Origin of the sequence: Virgibacillus salexigens (genome assembly GCF_014905415.1) — a bacterium.
GTDB classification, from domain to species: domain Bacteria; phylum Bacillota; class Bacilli; order Bacillales; family Amphibacillaceae; genus Virgibacillus; species Virgibacillus salexigens.
This window is the reverse complement of sequence record NZ_BNEO01000005.1, coordinates 228,909-248,247: the sequence shown is the minus strand read 5'-3', so window position 1 is coordinate 248,247 and position 19,339 is coordinate 228,909. Positions and strand designations below refer to the sequence as shown.

The following is a 19,339-nucleotide window of genomic DNA, read 5'->3' as shown; positions in this document are numbered from 1 at the left end:
CTTTATCTTTTTTACTAGTTTATGTTGTTCATTAAGGTGTGTGACATTTAGATGAATGCATCATTTTTCATACCCTTCAAACAATGAACTATAATGTGAGACATCGGTATTAGCTAAACCAAGTCTATATTTTATTTTGTTTTTCTGAAAGCCCAAAATTGGTTCTTTTTCTCCATTGATAAACATCGCTGGAGTACCGTAGATTCCGTTTTCTTGCAACTCCTTCATGTGACCACTATCTGTATTAACATTTTTAGTCACATAAGTGACATTCCAATCACGCAAATGTTCTAGTAACTTTTCACATTCAGCATTATCGTTGCTAACAAAAACGACCACCTCTGGATCTGCCATAACTAAGAGCCTCCTTTTTCATCTTTATCAGCTGCTTAATGCTATAGTACCCGTCATAAAGGAAAAACAAACAGAAATATAATAAAATGATTACATCTTGATTACATTATTTGCATTATTTGTCATAAAAATAAACCTACGATCTAGGAAGATACCTAGCTGCAGATTTATATAGCCCACTTACTGAAAAAGGTTGCTAATTGGTGTTTTTCCATTCGTTAATTGTAAAACCTTATATTGAGCTCTCTCATCTGTTAGTAAAGCTGACATTACAGCTGCAACATCACTTCGCGTTACCGAGTCAATTTCTATTTCATTTTCTTCATCTTGTAAAGTTACTGTACCTTTTTCTTCTTCATTCGTTAAATAACCCGCACGTATAATTGTATAAGCAAGACGTGACTGTTTTAGATACTCATCTGCTCGATGCTTTGCATACAAATAATGCTTGATCGAATCAGGAGCTTCTTTTGGTTGATCTGCTCCCATTGAACTAAGCAGTAAAAACCGTTTAATAGAATGCTTTTGAGCCAGATGCATTGCTGCAATCGCACCTTCTTGGTCAATTATAATTGTTTTATCTGCACCTGTATTAGAACCCGAACCTGCAGCGAAAATAACTGCATCTATCTGATTAAATACCGATTCAAAGTCAGATTCTAAATCTGCAAGAACAGCCTTCCATCCGTTTTTTTCAAAATCTGACAACTGACTCTCTTTACGAACCATTGCAATAGGCTCGTGTCCTTCTGCTCTTAGTTTGGTGACAATATGCCTTCCTACTCCACCGTTAGCTCCTATTACGAGCACTCGCATAAATGATTATTCCCCCCCTTTGAAACTCAAAATTAGCACACTAAATACTATATCCGCAAAGAGAAGAAGCAAAACATCTTTTAAAAGACATTTTGCTTCTTTATAGTCAAGTAAACGGAACCTTGACTCGTGTTATATCATAATAGAGCTGGGACATCCCCATATCCATTGTATATATTACCATTTTTTTCTATTTTCATCAGTGATGTTCGTCACAGATGGAAATAAAATATGTTATAAAGATCGGATAGAAGTACCCAATTTTTTTAATAAATCAATCGCAATTTCTTTTTCTGCATCATTTAATCCAGCAGTAATTTCCTCAATCCTCTCCCAATGTCCTGGGAAAATGGTTTGCAATAAGTCAGCCCCGCTTTCAGTAATTTCAGCAAAAGTAACACGTCGATCTTCAGCGTTCGGTATTCTTGTTAATAACCGTTTATTTTCAAGCTTATTAATGACATACGTAATACTTCCACTCGTTAATAGTATTTTTTCTCCAATGCTTTTTAAAGGTTGTGCTCCTTTATGATAGAGTAATTCTAACACTGCAAAATCCGTTAAATTGAGTCCTCTCGATTGAATATCAGCTTCTACTTGTTCCATAATTGTTCGGTATGCCTTTGAAAGAACGACAAATAATTTTAGAGAGGCATCCTCTTTTTTCTCTTTTAATGTATTATCTATTATCATTTCATCCCCTCTTTCCGATTCCATAATTAAAGGTATTATAGCATAATTTCTTTCCTAAATTTGTAAATTAGAGCGAATTTAAAAACACAATTCCCAAAAAATGGAATTGTGTTTTTCTTTAATTTGATGTAGCTTTTATCATGCGCAGATGCGATGGTAATATTTCAATAGTCGAGGGGGTACCAGATATGATTTCACCGTCGGTATCCACATCCTTTGTTTCGTTTGTGTGTATGTGTAACCGATTTGTTTGTGTGTACGTAATTTCTTGGAGATCGTTTATTTCTGTTTCTGGATTGTTCATAGACAATAGTTCTCGAAAAGATGCTAAGCTTGAATTCTTAACTATTAAGACATCTAACCTCCCGTCAGAAGGGCTGATTGATGTTATCGGGATTTCTCTCGTCCCCAGGTATTTTCCATTGAGCACAATCACCATCACCGCTTCCCCTTGATATCTATCTGAACTTGTTTTTAGTTCATAAGAAAAGCTTTTAGCTTGACCTACTGTCTTTAACGTACTCATAAAATAACTAAGAACGCCTAAATTTTTCTTTTGGTCGTTGTCAATGTTTTGGGAAGTTTCTGCGACTAAGCCAATTCCCCAAAAATTAAGGAAGTAACGGTCATCTGCTTTGCCTACATCTATAGGAACAACCTTGCCATCTATGATCGCACTAGCTGCTTGGTATAAGTTTTGGGGGATTTGCAACATCCTCGTAATGTCATTTGAAGTTCCTCCAGGGAGTATAGCAATTACCGGTCGTTCATTTAAAGGAGCTATCGCATTAATACAATTATGTATCGTTCCATCTCCACCTAAGATAATCAGCAAATCTATGTGCGAAGCATAGTCGATACATGTTGTTCTAGCATCTTCAATTGATTCCGTCTGAATAATAATTAATTGTTTGATTGCTTGGGATAAAATGGGTAACGTTTGTGCTAATTTTTCTTCCATTGCTTCTTTTCCAGCGTTTCCATTATATATATATAATGCTTTATTATAACCCATTGCTAAAACCTCCACTCCTCCGCTATTACTTATTTATTTCCTTATATATGTGAAAAGAAACCTATCCATGTAAGATCCATGCATTACATCTAATCATTGGGCGTCTTCCTATCATATTAATTTAATATAGCTTTTTTGTTTTAAATAGTATTTAATAAAGGCATGGAATGATGTAAAACGTTATAAACTAAATCCTCAAGTACCATTTTAGCTTCGAAAGGATGCTTTTTAAGTTGATAAATCTTACTATTTTATATACAAGTGATATTCATGGACATATCATGCCAATTAATTATGCTACCAATGAAAAAACGGATAGTGGTTTAGCGAAATATGCCACAGTAGTTAAACAAAAAAGAAAAGAGTCAGATTACATGATCGTAGTTGATAATGGTGATCTGATTCAAGGCACGCCATTAATGACACATTATGTAAAAGAACATATGAACAAATTAAATCCAATGATACAAGCGATGAATACGATTGGAATAGATGCCGGCGTGATAGGTAACCATGAGTTTAATTATGGGATGAATGTATTACATGCCGCCATAGATCAATCCCATTATCCATGGTTAGCGGCAAATATTATTGATAAGGAATCCAATCAACCAAAATTTGGGCCGCCCTATCTAACAAAAATATTTGAGAATGGTTTAAAGATTGCAATTATTGGAGTTACAACACATTATATTCCAAATTGGGAATCCCCGGATCACCTTCAAGGGATTAATTTTGAAGATGCATCTTCAACCCTTCAAAAATGGGTCTCTCATATTCAAATGGTTGAACAGCCAGATGTTTTAATTGCTGCTTATCATGGCGGATTTGAAAAAGATTTACAAACTGGTGAACCTACAGAGACGTTAACTGGAGAAAATCAAGCATATGAAATGTGCGACTTGGAAGGAATTGATATATTACTCACTGGCCATCAACATAGAAAAATCATTGGAGATAGACATGGCACACTATTTATTCAACCTGGTCATAACGCGGTAACCTATGGTGAAATACAAGTGACCCTTGAACAAGATGAAACCAATCATTGGAACATTATAAATAAACAAGCATCCATTGGTCGTTTAGAAACTATGGATACAGATAAAAAAATTGTTGAAGATGCTTCCTATTTAGAAGCATCCACACAGAAATGGCTAGACCAACCGATTGGTAATATTATTGGTGATATGACCATACGTAATCCATTTGAGGCGCGAATAAACAAGCACCCATTTATAGAATTTATCCAGAAAGTACAAATGAGAGCTAGCGGAGCTAATATTTCTGTAACTGCTCTCTTAAATAACCACGCAACAGGGTTCTCTTCAACAGTTACAATGCGTAATGTAGTTAGTAATTATATGTACCCTAATACATTGGTTGTTTTAGAGCTATCCGGGAAAGACATAAAGGAAGCTTTAGAACAAACCGCAACCTATTTTAAATTAGCCGTAGACGGGAGAATCATTGTTAATCCTGCATATGAAGATCCAAAGCCGCAACACTATAATTATGATATGTGGGAAGGAATTGAATATACCATTAATGTCGCCAATCCAGTTGGCAATAGAATAGAAAAATTATCTTATCAAAAACAACCAATTAAAAATACGGCTACATATTCCGTTGTTATGAATAACTACCGTGCCTCAGGCGGTGGAAATTATGCAATGTTTAAAGGGAAAAGCGTTATAAAAGAAATTCAAAAAGACACCGTTGAACTAATCAGAGAATACTTTGATACATATACCACTATAGAAGCTACGGTAACAAATAATTATAAGGTTATCGCCAAATAAATGATTTATCGTGACTGTATAAAAAACATCCAGCTGATGCATCATCAACTGGATATTTTTTATGTTTATTCGTCATCGTCGTCTGCTTCTACATCCATTTCTAAAATCTCACCGTTTTTGGCATCAATATCAAAATCGGCTTCTTTCTTACCATTTTTTAATTCCAATTCATATATCAAGCGATTATCATCATCATCCAACTCAATGCTTACTACTTTCCCATCAAAGTTATTTTTGGCGATTTCTTTTGCTTTTTCTACACCAATCAAATCTTCATTATTCATATCAAGTTTAACATCATCTTCGATATCATCGTCATCTTTATTGATGTCTTTTGATTTTTCACGTAATACTTCTCCTGTATCAGCATCTAACTTAAGGTCATGCTCCTTGCTTTTTTCGATAACCTCTACCTCATATACAGCTTGATTGCGATCCTTATCAAGCTCTAACTCAGTAATTGTTCCATCATACTGATCCTCGACCATTTGTCGAATCTCGTCACTATTTAACTTTGGACTTTTTACATCTGCATCTGAATAGTAAACTCCTGATCCAATAACTGCTGTCCCTGCCAATGCTCCAATAATAATACCGAATGTTTTTTTCATATTTATTCCTCCTAATTTGTTGTTAGTCTTATCATAACCATTCGGGATAAGAGGATCGTGTGAACAAGATTAGAATTTAATGAGAAAATAAAAAGGAAATACCCTCTTAAAGGCAGGTTTAACTAGAATATCCGCTCTATGGCAAGGTCAGCTTCCATAAAAAGGTCCCTGTTTTTGTAACAGGAACCATACAGATTAATCTTCATCTTCTCTCTCAACATCAATATCTTTATAAATAATTTCTCCAGTTGATGCATCAATTGTAATTTCTGCCTCGTCTTCACCATTTACAACCTTAACCTCATAAACATAAATGCCATCATCTTCATCTTTTTCTATGTCTTCGACTGTTCCATCAAATTGTTCTAAAGCAAGTTCTTTTGCCTTTTCTATATCTATTACTACTTCGTTTTCATTGGATTTTTCATGATTGTTTTGATTTTCTTCGTTTTTTTTCTTTTTCGAATCCGCTGCGTTTTTATCCTCCTGGTTTTCCGTAGAATGATCATCAACAGGTACTTGTAGTTTTTTTAAATTTAATACCTCACCGGTATTTCCATCAATTTTCACGTCATAAGCTTTCCCATTATGTTCAATGACAGCATGATAATATCCATGCGTTGCATCTTTTTCTACTTCACCATTAATTTTCCCAGGGTATTGACTAGTAATAATATCCTCTGCTTCTGATTTGGAGAGCTCCGTCCCTGATGATGTAACGCTAAAATAGATCATCCCAAAACCAAAAAGAATGACTCCTACTATGCTTGCTACAATGATACCTATTTTTTTACTCAAAGGTCTTCCCTCCTTATATTACAAGGATAAATAAAGCGCATGAGAAGCAGTGGTGATTCACATTAAAATTTGCTAAGAATCAACAATTGGTAGGCTTACCGTAAATGTCGAACCTGCATCCGTTTTACTAAAAACCGTTAATTCTCCCTGATGTTCTTTAACGATTGCCTTCGCGATAGCAAGGCCTAAACCGGTTCCACCTGTATCCCTGCTTCTCGCCTTGTCTACACGGTAAAATCGTTCAAATATACGCGCTTGCTCTTGCTCAGGAATCCCCTTGCCGTAATCACGTACAGAAAAAACAGCCTTATCATTGCTCTGATCAATGCTGACTTCTACCTGTTCATTACTGTATTTAAGCGCGTTATCTACTAAGATATACATTACTTGCTCCAATTGATCACGACTGCCATTTACCATCAATTGCTGTCTTCTTTGATCAAATTGGATTTCTCTAGAATAAGCACCATCAAATGTACATACTGTCTCCTTTGCTAATGCAGAGATATCTATCGTTTCCGTTACAGATGCTTCTTTATTTTTAGCTAAACGCAGCATTTGTTCCACCAATTTACTCATTCGATCTGCTTCTGAATCGATGGTCTCAATGGACTCTTTTACAAGAGATGGATTATCCGTTCCTCGTCTCTCTAATAGCTGAGCATAACTTTTCACTATAGAAATAGGTGTTTTTAATTCATGAGAGGCATCCGATACAAATATTTCCTGTTTCTCAAAATTATCTTTCAACTGATCAATCATTTCATTAAAGGTCTTCTCCATCTCATAGAGCTCATCTCGGGAACGATTGTCGACATTGATCTTCTTCCAATTGGCTTCGCGCATATTTTCACGCATCGTTTGAATTAATGTTTTTATTGGATTTAATAAGAATCTGCTTAGCACATTACCAGCGATAATGATTGGAATAATTATCAACCCTGATGCAGCTAATAATACATAAAACAAAGTTGTCATTGTACTATCTAATGTAGTCAGCTGATTTGAAAATTGGATGGTAACAACCTCACCAGCCTGATCGCCTGTCTCCCAAATAATTGGCTTGGATACTAATGCTACATCCGGTGCATTGTTTTGTTCTATAATTGTATTTTCCTCGTTAGCCGAAAACGCCGTTGGTGGTTCGTAATTTGCGGGGTTTGCGGCAAGAAACGCTATATCTGACTGGTTAATGACTTGAATCATTCCTTGTTGCGGAGAAAATGAAGTAAATAATTCTTTTGAAGCAACATCCGGTTGCTGTTGAATCGTCTCTACCAAGCGCTCCGTTTGATCTGCTAATTCCTCTAATTCACTATCCGTGGAGATTTTATAAAACAAAAAGTAAATAGATGTATTTATTAATAACGTTACAACGAGCATAAACAAACCTGTAAATAGTTGGATTTTTGTTCTAAGCTTCATGCTTCAATATCCTTTATTGTATAGCCAACTCCTCGAATGGTTTGGATATAGGGTTGATCATAGCCTTTGTCTACTTTTTGTCTCAAGTAGCGAATATAGACATCTACGACATTCGTATCCCCAAAGTAATCAAATCCCCATACTTGTTCAATTAATTGTTCTCTATTTAAAACGATGTTTTTATTTCGTAACAAACATACAAGTAAGTCAAATTCTCGAGGCGTTAATTCAACTTGTTTTTCTGCACGCTTTACTTCTCTACTATTTTGATTGACTTGTAATTCACCAACTGCAAGTAAATCTCCATTCTCTTCTTTTTTCTTAATCGGATTACGTAAATGAACACGAATTCGTGCTAATAATTCTTCTATTTGAAAGGGTTTCGTAATATAATCATTTGCCCCTAAATCCAAACCACTAACTTTATCATGGACTTGGTCTCTGGCAGTAAGCAGAATAATTGGTGTCGTTTCATCCGTTTTTCTTACTCTTCGCAGCACTTCTAAACCACTTAATTCGGGAAGCATAATATCTAAAAGCACTAAATCCCATTGGTTATTTTCCATTTGCTTTAACGCTTCTTTTCCGCTTGTAGCAATTGTCGTTTCGTAATTTTCATACTCCAGTTCCAATTGCAGAACTCTGCTTAACTTTTGCTCGTCCTCTACAATTAAAATGTTTGGTTGCCCCATGATTCCACCTGCTTTTTTAATCTAGATTATTGATAACTTTCATTGCTTGTATACCCATTCAACTAATTACCATTTCTTTCTTCTTAAAGATAACAAATATATGGTAAAAAGTCTGTTCTTATCCTAATTTTGCATAAATACATGTGCTGCGTAACCCTTCCCCATCAACCGCTTTCGAATTATTACGCAAAATACCTTCCAAAGCAAAGTCCAGCCGTTCTGGAATAGACCTGCTTCTTACATTCTTTTCATCACAACGAATCTCAATGCGATGTGCATGAAATTCAGAATACGCAAATTCAATCAATCCTTGAACTGCTTCTTTCATCAAACCTTGCCCCTGATACCTTGTATCAATCCAATAACCAATTTCAAATTTGGGAACATCCCAATCAATTCGATGCAGCCCAGTACAACCGATGAATTTTCTTCTGTTTCGATCATAAATATGAAAACGCAAATCTTCTCTACTTAAGAAATGCAGATGTGCTTGACGAACATTTGCCTCTGTTTCATCTTTTGTTTGGTCATTTTGCGCAAAGGGTAACCATGGTTTTAACTCAGCTCGACTTGCTTGCAATGCATCATAAATTTCACTGCCATCCCCAGGAAGCGGCAAGCGGATAAACAATCTTTTTGTTTCGAACTCATGTGGAAAATCCTTTAAAATTGGTTGCATTTCCTTTACATCCCTTCACGAATAATTTTTTTCCATTATACTTAAGGTACAAGAGAATAGGAAGCTATTTTTTAACCAGGAGGGATAAGTAATATGTTGGCATTGGACCATATCATTGTTGCTGCCAAGGAACCGAAAACAGCTGCTCTTGCTTTTGCATCTAAGAATCATATCAAAACGATAGAAGGTGGAAAACATGAGAAGTGGGGTACCTATAATCATTTAGCGTACTTCGCAAATAACTGCTATATTGAATGGTTAGGAATATTCAACCAGCGATTAGCCAATCAATCGGAAAATCCATTAATTCAACAACTCATTTTAGCTCTAGATAATTCTGAAGAAGGACCAATTCAATTCGCCTTAAGAACAGAAAACATGACATCTTTTATCAAACATTATGACACAGCGATGACTCCATATATCGGTCCCATTGATGGTCATCGAAAAAAGCCAAATGGAATGGACTTAACATGGCAAATGCTTTTCCCACAACCGAAAAAGTACTTCCCTTTTTTAATTCAATGGGGAAATTCAATGAATGTTCCAGATGATAAACAATTAATTAATAAGCAAAACATAACGAATATTGCTACTACCTTACCTGTCAATGAATTTAAAGCCTTGTACCAACATCGAATCCAAGCTAATCATTTCCAGCTGGCTAACACGAATTTACAGTTTGAAGAAGAAAAAAAGCTTATGTTTAGCATAAGTGAATAACTGACTTCAAAACTGCAAATCTAGGTAAACGGTTCTATATAATAGATGCGTACGGTATGGAGAATCGGATAGTTTTCATAGATATAACTATTCCATGTTTTTAACAATGTTGCACAGTTGCCATCACTTGCACAAAGACATGATTATTACACATACCACTTCCTATCAACTGAATACAATGTAATATACGAATAGTATAAATTGGTAATTTTGACATATTGTTACCATAATCATCCAGTGCTATTCTATTTATAAGGACTCACCCCTATCAAATCAAACAAACGACTACTTATTTTCTCTATACGACCCACTCTCTCTTAACAGGGATACAAATATAGGGGGTTGTTCTCGTTACTGGTATTCTATTTCGTAGATTTTAAATTTAAAATCACAAGGAGGAAGAAAATGAGTAACAGAAAAAGAGTTTGGTTTGAAGAGGCCGGCCGCAGACTAGATCCAGGATTAGTAGAACAACTTCGGTTAAAACGGAAAGAAGATCCTTATGAGACAAGTAACGAAAGACTGCCAGTAATTGTTTATTATTCAAAAGACTCAGATGACACAAAGAAGAAAGACTTGTTAACAGCTTGCCAAGCAGATAACAACAGTAAGCTAGACAAAGATATTGGAAGAAGAACTGCTCGAGGTAATTTAACTCCACAAATGATTAAACAAATTAAAGATCATGAAGCTGTTGACCGTATTTTCTACGATCGTACAGTTACTGCATTATTAGACGTTGCCAGTAAACAAATTGGTTCTGTTGAACTACAGGAAAGCGCTGGGTTAACAGGAAAAGACGTCACCATCGCTGTTATTGATACAGGTATCCACCCTCATAGTGACTTAACAAAGCCAAATAATCGTATTATAGCATTTAAAGATTTTATAAATAATCAAGAAGAGCCATATGATGATAATGGACATGGCACGCATTGTGCTGGAGATGCAGCAGGTAACGGTCAACAGTCCGATGGATTATATGTTGGACCCGCTCCAGAAGCATCCATCATTGGTGTAAAAGTACTTGATAAGAATGGAAGTGGGAGATTATCTACAATTATTGAAGGGATTGAGTGGTGCATAAGTAATAAAGATGAGTATAACATTCGGGTTATCTCACTATCTCTTGGAGCTCAAGCCTTTGAATCATTCCGAGACGATCCTTTATCAGTTGCTGTAGAGGAAGCATGGCATGAGGGAATTGTTGTATGTGCTGCCGCAGGAAATAGTGGCCCAGAACAAACAACCATTAGTACACCGGCCATCAACCCATTTATTATTACGGTCGGATCAACCATGGACCAAAATACTGAAGCACGATCAGATGATCAAATTGCAGAGTATTCAAGCAGAGGTCCCACTGTAGATTCCTTTGTGAAACCTGATATATACGCACCTGGCACAGACATCATATCTTTATTGGCACCTGGTTCTGCCTTAGAACAAGAACTTCCTGAGCAAGTCATCGATGAGAACTATTTACAGTTATCAGGAACTTCCATGGCAACCCCGATTTGCGCAGGAGTAATTGCTCAAATGCTGGAGGCAAATCCCAATTTAAGTCCGAACGATATCAAAAGCATCCTTAAATCTTCTTCTGAGCCAATGCTCAATGATATTTGGGGATATATTGAAGCAAATGGAGCCGTGGAAATGGCTAAGAAATATACAGTATATCAAAAAGCTGCCAGATAAGAGCGCAAGCACACCCATTTACTTAGGGTGTTCGATTAAAAAAACTCACACCATTAATAAACAGGCTGTCATAAATGACAGCCTGTTTATAATTATCCTAATTGCTGATGAAGAAATTCTGTAACCGATTCTGGTGTTTTTGTATATGCACTATGTTGATGTGCTTTCTTTTCCCCATTTTGGAAAATTAATAGGCTAGGGATTCCCATTACTTCGTATTTTTCAGCAATACCTTTGACTTCATCACTATTTATTTCATACCATTTATAGTTATTAAATTCTTCCAAGATATCGCCAATAAACATGTCCATCCGTTTACAATCCGGACACCAATCCGCAAAGAATTTAACGATAACTGGTTCATCGTTTTGAATAATTTCATAAAAAGCTTCTTCTGTTTTAATTGCTTCCATTTTGACTACCCCCTCTTTTTCTAATGTTTATTGTACCGATTTTTTATATGTTTGTCTTATGGTTTGCTCTATCTTAATATTCTACTCTACCTAGAATATATGCGACAAATAATCCAGCTGCAAACGTCGCAACACTGATTAAAACAAGTGAACCTGTTGCTGGCCATCCTGGAAATACGACAACGATTGAACCGATTACCATCCCAATGATAATAGCAAAAGTCCCTGTTCTGTAATGAGTAAGAAAGTAGTTAATTACTTTACTCATAACGACAATTCCTATTACAATCCCAATACCAGTAACTGCAATAATATCGACATGCATATTACTTACTGCTCCAATAACAGTAGGATAGACGCCAAGGACAAGCAACATAAATGACCCACTTATTCCAGGTAAAATCATAGCACTACTTGCTATAAAACCGGAAAAGAAAAGTAAAATATAGGTTGACATATTCATTTCCGTAATCACTGGCCCTTCGCCAGCCTGTAAGAAAACCATAGAACCAACCAGAATCGCACCAATAATTAACAATACAATATGGTTTGCTTTAAATTTGCTCTTAGCTTCGGCCTTATGTAAAAGATACGGAAGGACTCCAATAATTAATCCTAAGAAAAAAAACATGGTTGGTCCAGGGTGATGTTCAAATAGCCATTCAATTACATGGCTTAATGTAAATATCGCAATTACAACACCAATTCCCAGTGGTATTAAAAACCCTAGTTGTTTTTTCCATTCTTTACTCAAGAACCCATTAATTGCAGCAATTAATTGATCATATATTCCTAATAGTACAGCAATCGTTCCGCCACTTACTCCTGGAATGACATCACTTGCTCCCATAAATATACCACGATAAATATTTTTCCATTCCATTTTCTAATCTCCCTTATTGATGGTTAAGATTTGTTTCTATCTTCTTCCTGCTTATACATAGGATTAAACAAAATAAAAACCTAACCAAATGTTGATTAAGTCACTAGCATTATCATATCAAATTAATGATTTATTTTATAGAAAAAAAATATGCTCTGGATGTAAAAATTATTTAACTTCCAATTATTTGTGTTGGCCACAAGAAGTGCTGATATCTAACTTCGAATACACATTTATTCATTAACCGTACAATGCAATAAGGGAACTCCCGCGGGCACGGCTTTAGCTAACTCGATTAAAAGAAAAGTCGCTTATCTGTGTGGACCTTCGGAACTGTGCTATTCCCGCTCGATTCATCCCTATTTCACATGCTGCTAAGATTAAGAGGAAAGATATCCATTCCTTCCCTAGCAATTCAATTGTAAAAATTAACAATTAAAAAATCCGAACAATTCTCCAAATATAAATAAATGAATATTTCTAAGGAATTGTTCGGATGATTCTTTTTTACTCTAACGCTTCTTAAGTAATTATTCTTCTTTTAACTCTGTAAATACCACAAGTCTTTCTGTTCTCCCGCCAATGGAATGGTCAAATGTTCCAATACAAGTAATTAGATTCAACATTCGTCTTGATGTATAACCAAAGATATCTTCAATTGGTGCATCATCTTTAGGAAATACCTGTCTATCTACTACTTCGAAAGTTAACGTTCGTCCATCTTCTCCAGTTATATTCACTTCATCACCAATTTTCAAATCTTTTAAATCAAAAAATACCCCCGGACCCGTTTTATCATCAACATGACCAGCGATTACCGCACTTCCACGATTTCCTGGTTTCGTACCAAGGTCAAACCATCCTGTTTTCGTGAAATCCTCTGGAACAGCCATTTCACCATTATCCAGTAAACCAACACTTTCGATTTCAGATTTGACATCAATAGCGTCAATGGTAATTTTTTTTGGCGTAAGATGGTATTCTTTATCTTTAATTATTGAATCCGAGGTCTTATTTTCTACATTCGCAGTTTCCGAATTGTATTCCAACTGTTCCTGTTTCATACCTGAATTACTATTGGAAGGATTGGAGGAAACCGAAGTGTCAGCTGTTTCATTCTGAGATGGAGAACACGCTACTAAACAAATAGCTATTCCAACGAAAGCTATATATTTGATCATCCAATCCCTCCTGTTTCTTGAAATCTACTATTTCCGTTCATTATTTAATTTCATTTTTCTAATAACAAATAGTATAGCTGCACCAAGCACACTTGCTCCAACGATCCATGCCCATGCCATAGTTGAAGATTGATCTTCTGGTGCTCCGAGACCGGTATTTGGCATTTCAGATGGCATTTCTTGAGCAAATTTATCAGGGTGTTGCATAACAATACCGGATGATAATTGTGCGGCTGCTCCATACATATGACCATATGCTTCGCGTGCTTTCGTGAACGCTTCATTATAGTTACCTTCTGCATATGCATCAAATGCTGCAATCAGTTGATCTGCATGCATTTGTAGACCTTCGGCTAAAGCGTCGGCTGGAACATTACCCTCTGTAGCCTCGGCCATAAAGCTAGAAAATTCTTCTTTATACATAGCCAAGTTATCTAGTGCTTCTTGTTTTGCCTCTTCATCTTCTTCAGCTGTTGCATTTACGTAATCAACGAAGTAGCCAATATGTTCAGACCACATCTCCTCAAATGCTTTTCCTGCTTCTTCGCCATATACAGATGTAATAGCCTTCGATAGATCTTGTGTATTTGCATTTAATACATTTGCCGCTGCTTCAAAATCCGGAGCCCCATCTGCTCCATTCTGCATTGCTACTACTGCTAGACCAGTATGTTCAGATAATAGATGTCCTAAATCAGCTCGTAAATCTCCTGCAGGTGTTACTGCTTTCGTATTATTAAAGTCTTCTGGAAATTGATCTGTAATTGCAGATGATAGACCTTTTGCTACCATATGCATATGCCCAATAGCTTCCCTTTCATGTTCATAAGCAGTTTGATAATTTTTTTGTACATAACTATCAAATGCTCCAATTAGTTGGTTAACATGCATTTGAAGACCTTCCGCTAATGAACCAGCTTCTAATCTCTCTCCGGTTGCTTCTTCCAAGAACTTCGAAAAATCTTCTTTATATTGGGAAAGCTCATCCAAAGCTGCCTGTTTTGCCTCTTCATCTTGTTCGCCAGTGGCTTTTACATAGTCAACAAAGTAGCCAATATGGTCACTCCACATCGTTTGAAATGATTCACCTGCATCATCTCCGTAAACCGATGCAATTGCAGCCGTTAGATCTTCTGTGTTCGATTCTAAAGCGGAAACAGACGCGTCAAAGTCCTCTGATTGCGCTGCACCATTCCGCATTGCTTCAATCGCTAGAAATGCGTGTTCACTTAATAAATGTCCTAAGTCAGCACGTAAATCTACTGCTGCTGTTTCTACGGTTGGCTTATCTGTCGTTTCCTCTGCACTTACCACACCTACACTACTTGAAAATAGTAATGTTGCACTTAAAGGTGCAATAACCAATGTCTTTTTCCAATTCATTTCACTCTCTCCTTTTTTATTAATCTGTAAAGCGAACGAAATAGAAATAAATTTAGATCACATTTTTATCAAAAAATTTATTATCCATAGCTAAAAAAGGCGGAACACTTCATGTGTTCCGCCTCTAAATTATAATGGAGAACTCAATAAAATATCTCCTTGTGGTTGTTGGCTATTGGCATTTGGCTCCTTTGTAATTGCAATCGTATCATAATTCCGCTCCTTCATGTCATGCAATGTATAGGATACACCACCTTTGCCGTCTTGATTGGTTACAAACGTACCAGCCCGAAACGGTTTACCTTCTTCTAACACCCAAACTTGGTATTTTTCATCTCCTTTTAATTCTGGAAGATTGTTTGCTTGAATAATGAGGTTCGTCTCACGGTTCTGTTCGATCATCATCGCTGTTGCTGCTGCCTCAATATCTTCAGAAGCTTGAAGTGTGTAGGCTTCCTTCATGCTATCTACAGAAAAGGATTCTCCAGTATCAGCGTCATCTTTTTGTTCATTAATATAGTACAAGGCCGCCCCATTACCCACTAACGATAACGTTAATGCTGCTACCATAAACGGTTTAAACCATGTACGCTTCGGTTTTATTGGTGGTTTCGGACCAGGTTCACTGTCTGTTTGATCAAATGTGGCCTTATTCTCTATCTGTGAATCGTCTTTAACATTTGATAAAATACGTTGCTTCATACCATCTGGAACAGCAATAGGTTCACTTGCATATGGGAGATCCATTGTCAGCTCTTCTAATTCCTTTAGTTCTTCCTGACAAGATGGGCAATCTTTTAAATGCGATTCAAATGCAGCCTTCTGTTGGTTTGTTAAATGCCCATTAAAATAATCTAGTAAAAGATCACATTGTTTATCCATCATTCACGAATCCCCCTTTCTTTTTTCTTAGTCAGTATTTTATTTAAGTGTTGTAGCGAAAGACGAACTCTTCCTTTAACTGTACCTAACGGAAGGTTACACTTCTTTGCAATTTGGGACTGAGTAAATCCTCTAAAATAGAACAAATTAATAATTTCCTGCTGTTCTGTTTTTAACTCCTTAATCGCATGTTGTATCTCTTCATGCTGTTCTTTCCATTCAGCTGTTTCTTCTGGAGAAGGATCATTATCTTCTTGAAGAGCGTCCCTCTCCTTTAGCTCATAATCATTTGATTTCTTTTTTCTTAATAAATCAAGACAGGCATTGCGTGTAATAGTTAACAACCAAGATGAAAATTTACCCTTTTCTTCCGAATAAGGCAATGATTTTGACCAAAGTTTAGTAAACACATCCTGAACGGCTTCTTCCGCCAAGAATTTATTATTGGTCATACGAAAAGAAAAAGAAAAGAGTAATTTCTCATAGCGATCATAAAGTAGCTCTAAAGCGACTTCATCTTTATTCTGTACGCGATGAAATAATTCAATATCTTGTTCTCGCATCCTATTCTCCTTTATAGCAATATGCCTATAGAATATCATAGGTTTGATCGAATTCATAAAAGCAGCATCTTCTAATCATCTAAAGAGGAAACGTATAAAGCGCTGTAAATGGATCAATTTTTTACGTTTAAGTATATTTCTAACGGGAATACGAGAAATGTAACCATTTTTAAGAAAGGATTTTTAAAAGATGAGTAGAAATACACAATATCAACCAACGAAAAACAAACAGTTGACTGACGCACAAGAAGTTCATTATTCAAAGGACTTCAAACATGCGGACATCGCTGGTGGATATCGTAAATCAAGAGTCCGTGAAGCAAAAAACGAAAACCCTGATTTGATTAAATAAGATACGATTAAACAAAGATTGGACAGACAATTGCTGGACATTCATCATTCAATTCCCCCTATAAATAGACAAACACCAATATATGAAGAGGAATTTCCTCTTTATATATTGGATTTTTTTTGAAGGAATGAAACAATCTAGTAAGCCCCTACGTAATACCTAATAACAATGATATAGGAGGTTTAAAAATGCCGGAAACAGCGATGGAATTAATCGATGTTAAAAAATCAGTAGGAAACAAAGAAATTATTAAAGGATTATCATTCTCTATTTATAAAGGAGAAGTATTTGGTTTTATTGGTCCAAATGGCGCAGGAAAAACGACTACAATTCGAATGATGGTAGGTTTAATGAAATTATCGGCTGGAGATGTTCGTATTCTCGGAAATAGCATTTCAACAAATTATAAGGAGGCTGTAAAGGAGGTAGGTGCCATTGTTGAGAATCCAGAAATGTATCCGTTTATGAGCGGATGGCAGAATTTAATGCATTACGCCAGAATGATGCCAGAAGTAACAAAGGAACGTGTACAAGAAGTTGTCACCCTTGTTGGTCTTGAAAAACCAATTAACGACAAGGTAGGTAAATATTCTTTAGGGATGCGTCAACGTCTAGGAATTGCTCAAGCCTTACTCCATAATCCTTCTGTTTTAATTTTAGATGAACCAACAAATGGGTTAGATCCAGCAGGAATTCGAGAAATTCGTCAATACATAAGAAAGCTTGCAAAAGAAGAACAGGTAGCCATTATTATTTCGAGTCATTTATTATCAGAAATTGAACAAATGTGTGATCGTATTGGTGTCATTAAAAATGGTGAGCTGATATCTATTCAAACGGTCGGAGGTGATGCAGCCGACCATAACCTGATTCATCAAATGGAAGTAGAACCGATAGATAAAGCAGCACAGGTTTTGCAAGAGCAATATCAATTGGAAGCTGTCCGAATCGATGAGTTCTTATCGTTTCGTAGTCAAAAGGAACAAGTTCCCGCAATTATTAAATCATTAATGGAGAACGATTGTGCTGTATATCAAATCCATGTTGCAAAAGGAAACCTAGAAGATCAATTTTTTGAACTGATTGGAGAGAATACAATTGAGTAAACTGGTAAGCCTTATCTACAATGAACAAATCAAAATCTATATTCAAAAATCAACGTGGGCAATGTACATTGTCTTAGCCTTATTAATTCTTGGCATGGCAGTTATGACAAACAATTTCGGTAATTCAACAGAACAATATCAAGATGACAACTGGCGAGAAGTATTGCAAGAAGAGAATGCTGCCTTGAAAGAAGAGATGCAAAATGAGGAAATGATGGCAGACTATAATTCACAACAAATTGAAAAGAATAACTATTATTTAGAACATGATATCCAGCCTGAAGCATATGGTGCCTGGAAATTTGTCCAAGAAAATCTAGCCTTTTTATCTGTAGTTAGCTTACTAACTATTATTATCGCGGCAGGAATTGTAGCAAACGAATTCCGTTGGGGAACAATTAAGCTTTTGCTTATCCGCCCAATTAGCAGAAGTGGAATCTTATTATCAAAATATCTTTCTGTGTTATTATTCTCATTATTTACTTCTATTTTTGTTTTTGCTTTTTCATGGATTATTGGCGCTATTTTCTTTGGCGTAGAAGGGGTTAATCCTTCTATTGTAACAAATGATGGTTCGGGAGGATTCGAAGTTGTTTCACTAGTCGGTTCCATTTTTACTGAGTATGGTTATAGTATGGTTAACCTAATTATGATGGCTACGTTTGCGTTTATGATATCTTCCATCTTCCGTAATAGTGCACTTGCTATCGGTACAGCAATATTTTTAATGATGGCGGGAAATTCTATCGTTGGCTTCTTTGCAGACAAAGAATGGGCCAAGTATATATTATTTGCAAACACAGACCTTAGTAGATATGCCGCTGGCAATACTCCCTGGATAGAAGGAATGACCTTTGGCTTTTCCATCAGTGTTTTAATTGTTTATTATATTGTATTTTTAGTATTGTCTTGGCTGTTTTTTACGAAAAGAGATGTTGCTGGGCAATAAAAAGTCCAATTTTTAGAACCTGTTAATATAAATTTTTGAAGACACATATTATAATATATGCATACAATACGATGGAACTATGTACCTAAGTAATCGAGGTGTTTTACGTGAAACGTTACTTAACAGTGTTCTTCATTGGTTTAAGTGCGGTTATCTTAGTTGTTGGATTACGTATAGACTTTCAATGGAACGGTATTGTTTCATGGGGATTGTCCTTTATATTTTTATTATTCGCAGCTTATTTTGCAAAGTATATACCAAATGAAGAAGAACATAATAAACATTGACAAAGGATACGATCCTACAGAAAAAGGGCTGTAA

At 36.0% G+C, this 19,339-nt stretch carries 22 protein-coding genes; 7 read left to right on the top strand and 15 right to left on the bottom strand.

The genetic code is table 11. From position 1 onward, the window contains the following. Positions 1 to 60 precede the first annotated feature (60 nt). The 4 genes from JKP73_RS18465 to JKP73_RS18450 form a co-directional block, all read right to left on the bottom strand. Complete coding sequence (locus tag JKP73_RS18465) at positions 61 to 354, bottom strand: glutaredoxin domain-containing protein (protein WP_021288604.1); 294 nt, start codon at positions 352 to 354, stop codon at positions 61 to 63. A gap of 180 nt (positions 355 to 534) precedes the next feature. Further along, a complete protein-coding gene (locus tag JKP73_RS18460) occupies positions 535 to 1,170 on the bottom strand; it encodes an SDR family oxidoreductase (protein ID WP_021288605.1) in 636 nt (211 codons plus the stop codon). A 234-nt stretch (positions 1,171 to 1,404) separates the two neighbouring features. Next, positions 1,405 to 1,863 carry a MarR family winged helix-turn-helix transcriptional regulator gene (locus JKP73_RS18455; protein WP_021288606.1) on the bottom strand — a complete coding sequence of 153 codons (459 nt, stop codon included), beginning with the start codon at positions 1,861 to 1,863 and terminating at the stop codon, positions 1,405 to 1,407. Between the two features lie 118 nt (positions 1,864 to 1,981). Beyond that, positions 1,982 to 2,878, bottom strand: a complete 897-nt coding sequence (locus tag JKP73_RS18450) for a YegS/Rv2252/BmrU family lipid kinase (RefSeq protein WP_160807658.1) — start codon at positions 2,876 to 2,878, stop codon at positions 1,982 to 1,984. 221 nt (positions 2,879 to 3,099) lie between these two features. Here JKP73_RS18450 and JKP73_RS18445 point away from each other — a divergent pair, with 221 nt between their 5' ends. Beyond that, positions 3,100 to 4,680, top strand: coding sequence for a bifunctional metallophosphatase/5'-nucleotidase (locus JKP73_RS18445; RefSeq protein ID WP_031334863.1), 1,581 nt, complete (start codon positions 3,100 to 3,102; stop codon positions 4,678 to 4,680). Between the two features lie 65 nt (positions 4,681 to 4,745). Here the strand turns inward: JKP73_RS18445 and JKP73_RS18440 are convergent, their stop codons facing one another. From JKP73_RS18440 to JKP73_RS18420, 5 genes are all read right to left on the bottom strand, one after another. Next, positions 4,746 to 5,291 (bottom strand): PepSY domain-containing protein, encoded by a 546-nt coding sequence (locus JKP73_RS18440; RefSeq protein ID WP_160807657.1) that lies wholly within the window; start codon positions 5,289 to 5,291, stop codon positions 4,746 to 4,748. A 195-nt stretch (positions 5,292 to 5,486) separates the two neighbouring features. Then, entirely contained in the window at positions 5,487 to 6,089 is a 603-nt protein-coding gene (locus JKP73_RS18435; RefSeq protein ID WP_160807656.1) for a PepSY domain-containing protein, read from the bottom strand. 72 nt (positions 6,090 to 6,161) lie between these two features. After that, the gene (locus tag JKP73_RS18430; RefSeq protein ID WP_160807655.1) at positions 6,162 to 7,514 is read right to left on the bottom strand and encodes a HAMP domain-containing sensor histidine kinase; all 1,353 of its coding nucleotides are present in this window, start codon (positions 7,512 to 7,514) and stop codon (positions 6,162 to 6,164) included. Then, positions 7,511 to 8,206 carry a response regulator transcription factor gene (locus JKP73_RS18425; RefSeq protein WP_021288612.1) on the bottom strand — a complete coding sequence of 232 codons (696 nt, stop codon included), beginning with the start codon at positions 8,204 to 8,206 and terminating at the stop codon, positions 7,511 to 7,513. The genes JKP73_RS18430 and JKP73_RS18425 overlap by 4 nt, the downstream gene beginning before the upstream one ends. Positions 8,207 to 8,324: 118 nt before the next feature. Next, a complete protein-coding gene (locus JKP73_RS18420; protein ID WP_021288613.1) occupies positions 8,325 to 8,885 on the bottom strand; it encodes a GNAT family N-acetyltransferase in 561 nt (186 codons plus the stop codon). 93 nt (positions 8,886 to 8,978) lie between these two features. On the opposite strand from JKP73_RS18420, the gene JKP73_RS18415 reads away from it, so the two are divergent. Both JKP73_RS18415 and JKP73_RS18410 read left to right on the top strand, forming a co-directional pair. Beyond that, positions 8,979 to 9,608, top strand: coding sequence for a VOC family protein (locus JKP73_RS18415; RefSeq protein ID WP_021288614.1), 630 nt, complete (start codon positions 8,979 to 8,981; stop codon positions 9,606 to 9,608). A 405-nt stretch (positions 9,609 to 10,013) separates the two neighbouring features. Continuing rightward, a complete protein-coding gene (locus JKP73_RS18410) occupies positions 10,014 to 11,306 on the top strand; it encodes a S8 family peptidase (protein WP_021288615.1) in 1,293 nt (430 codons plus the stop codon). Positions 11,307 to 11,398: 92 nt separating this feature from the next. Here the strand turns inward: JKP73_RS18410 and JKP73_RS18405 are convergent, their stop codons facing one another. The 6 genes from JKP73_RS18405 to JKP73_RS18380 form a co-directional block, all read right to left on the bottom strand. Then, positions 11,399 to 11,719, bottom strand: a complete 321-nt coding sequence (locus JKP73_RS18405; RefSeq protein ID WP_021288616.1) for a thioredoxin family protein — start codon at positions 11,717 to 11,719, stop codon at positions 11,399 to 11,401. Positions 11,720 to 11,792: 73 nt separating this feature from the next. Further along, entirely contained in the window at positions 11,793 to 12,602 is an 810-nt protein-coding gene (locus JKP73_RS18400) for a DUF368 domain-containing protein (RefSeq protein ID WP_021288617.1), read from the bottom strand. 530 nt (positions 12,603 to 13,132) lie between these two features. After that, complete coding sequence (locus JKP73_RS18395) at positions 13,133 to 13,783, bottom strand: class F sortase (protein WP_021288618.1); 651 nt, start codon at positions 13,781 to 13,783, stop codon at positions 13,133 to 13,135. Between the two features lie 27 nt (positions 13,784 to 13,810). After that, positions 13,811 to 15,166: a hypothetical protein gene (locus JKP73_RS18390; RefSeq protein ID WP_021288619.1), complete on the bottom strand. Its 1,356-nt coding sequence runs from the start codon at positions 15,164 to 15,166 to the stop codon at positions 13,811 to 13,813. Positions 15,167 to 15,295: 129 nt separating this feature from the next. Then, a complete protein-coding gene (locus tag JKP73_RS18385) occupies positions 15,296 to 16,051 on the bottom strand; it encodes an anti-sigma factor (protein WP_021288620.1) in 756 nt (251 codons plus the stop codon). After that, positions 16,048 to 16,611 carry an RNA polymerase sigma factor gene (locus tag JKP73_RS18380; protein WP_188943631.1) on the bottom strand — a complete coding sequence of 188 codons (564 nt, stop codon included), beginning with the start codon at positions 16,609 to 16,611 and terminating at the stop codon, positions 16,048 to 16,050. Before JKP73_RS18380 ends, JKP73_RS18385 begins: the two co-directional genes overlap by 4 nt. 190 nt (positions 16,612 to 16,801) lie before the next feature. On the opposite strand from JKP73_RS18380, the gene JKP73_RS18375 reads away from it, so the two are divergent. The 4 genes from JKP73_RS18375 to JKP73_RS18360 all read left to right on the top strand — a co-directional run bounded on the left by JKP73_RS18375 (position 16,802) and on the right by JKP73_RS18360 (position 19,305). After that, positions 16,802 to 16,963, top strand: a complete 162-nt coding sequence (locus JKP73_RS18375) for a YfhE family protein (protein ID WP_021288622.1) — start codon at positions 16,802 to 16,804, stop codon at positions 16,961 to 16,963. 188 nt (positions 16,964 to 17,151) lie between these two features. Next, entirely contained in the window at positions 17,152 to 18,069 is a 918-nt protein-coding gene (locus tag JKP73_RS18370) for an ABC transporter ATP-binding protein (protein WP_021288623.1), read from the top strand. After that, entirely contained in the window at positions 18,062 to 19,018 is a 957-nt protein-coding gene (locus JKP73_RS18365; RefSeq protein ID WP_200411639.1) for an ABC transporter permease, read from the top strand. Before JKP73_RS18370 ends, JKP73_RS18365 begins: the two co-directional genes overlap by 8 nt. Before the next feature lie 107 nt (positions 19,019 to 19,125). Next, positions 19,126 to 19,305: a hypothetical protein gene (locus JKP73_RS18360; protein ID WP_021288625.1), complete on the top strand. Its 180-nt coding sequence runs from the start codon at positions 19,126 to 19,128 to the stop codon at positions 19,303 to 19,305. Positions 19,306 to 19,339: the final 34 nt, after the last annotated feature.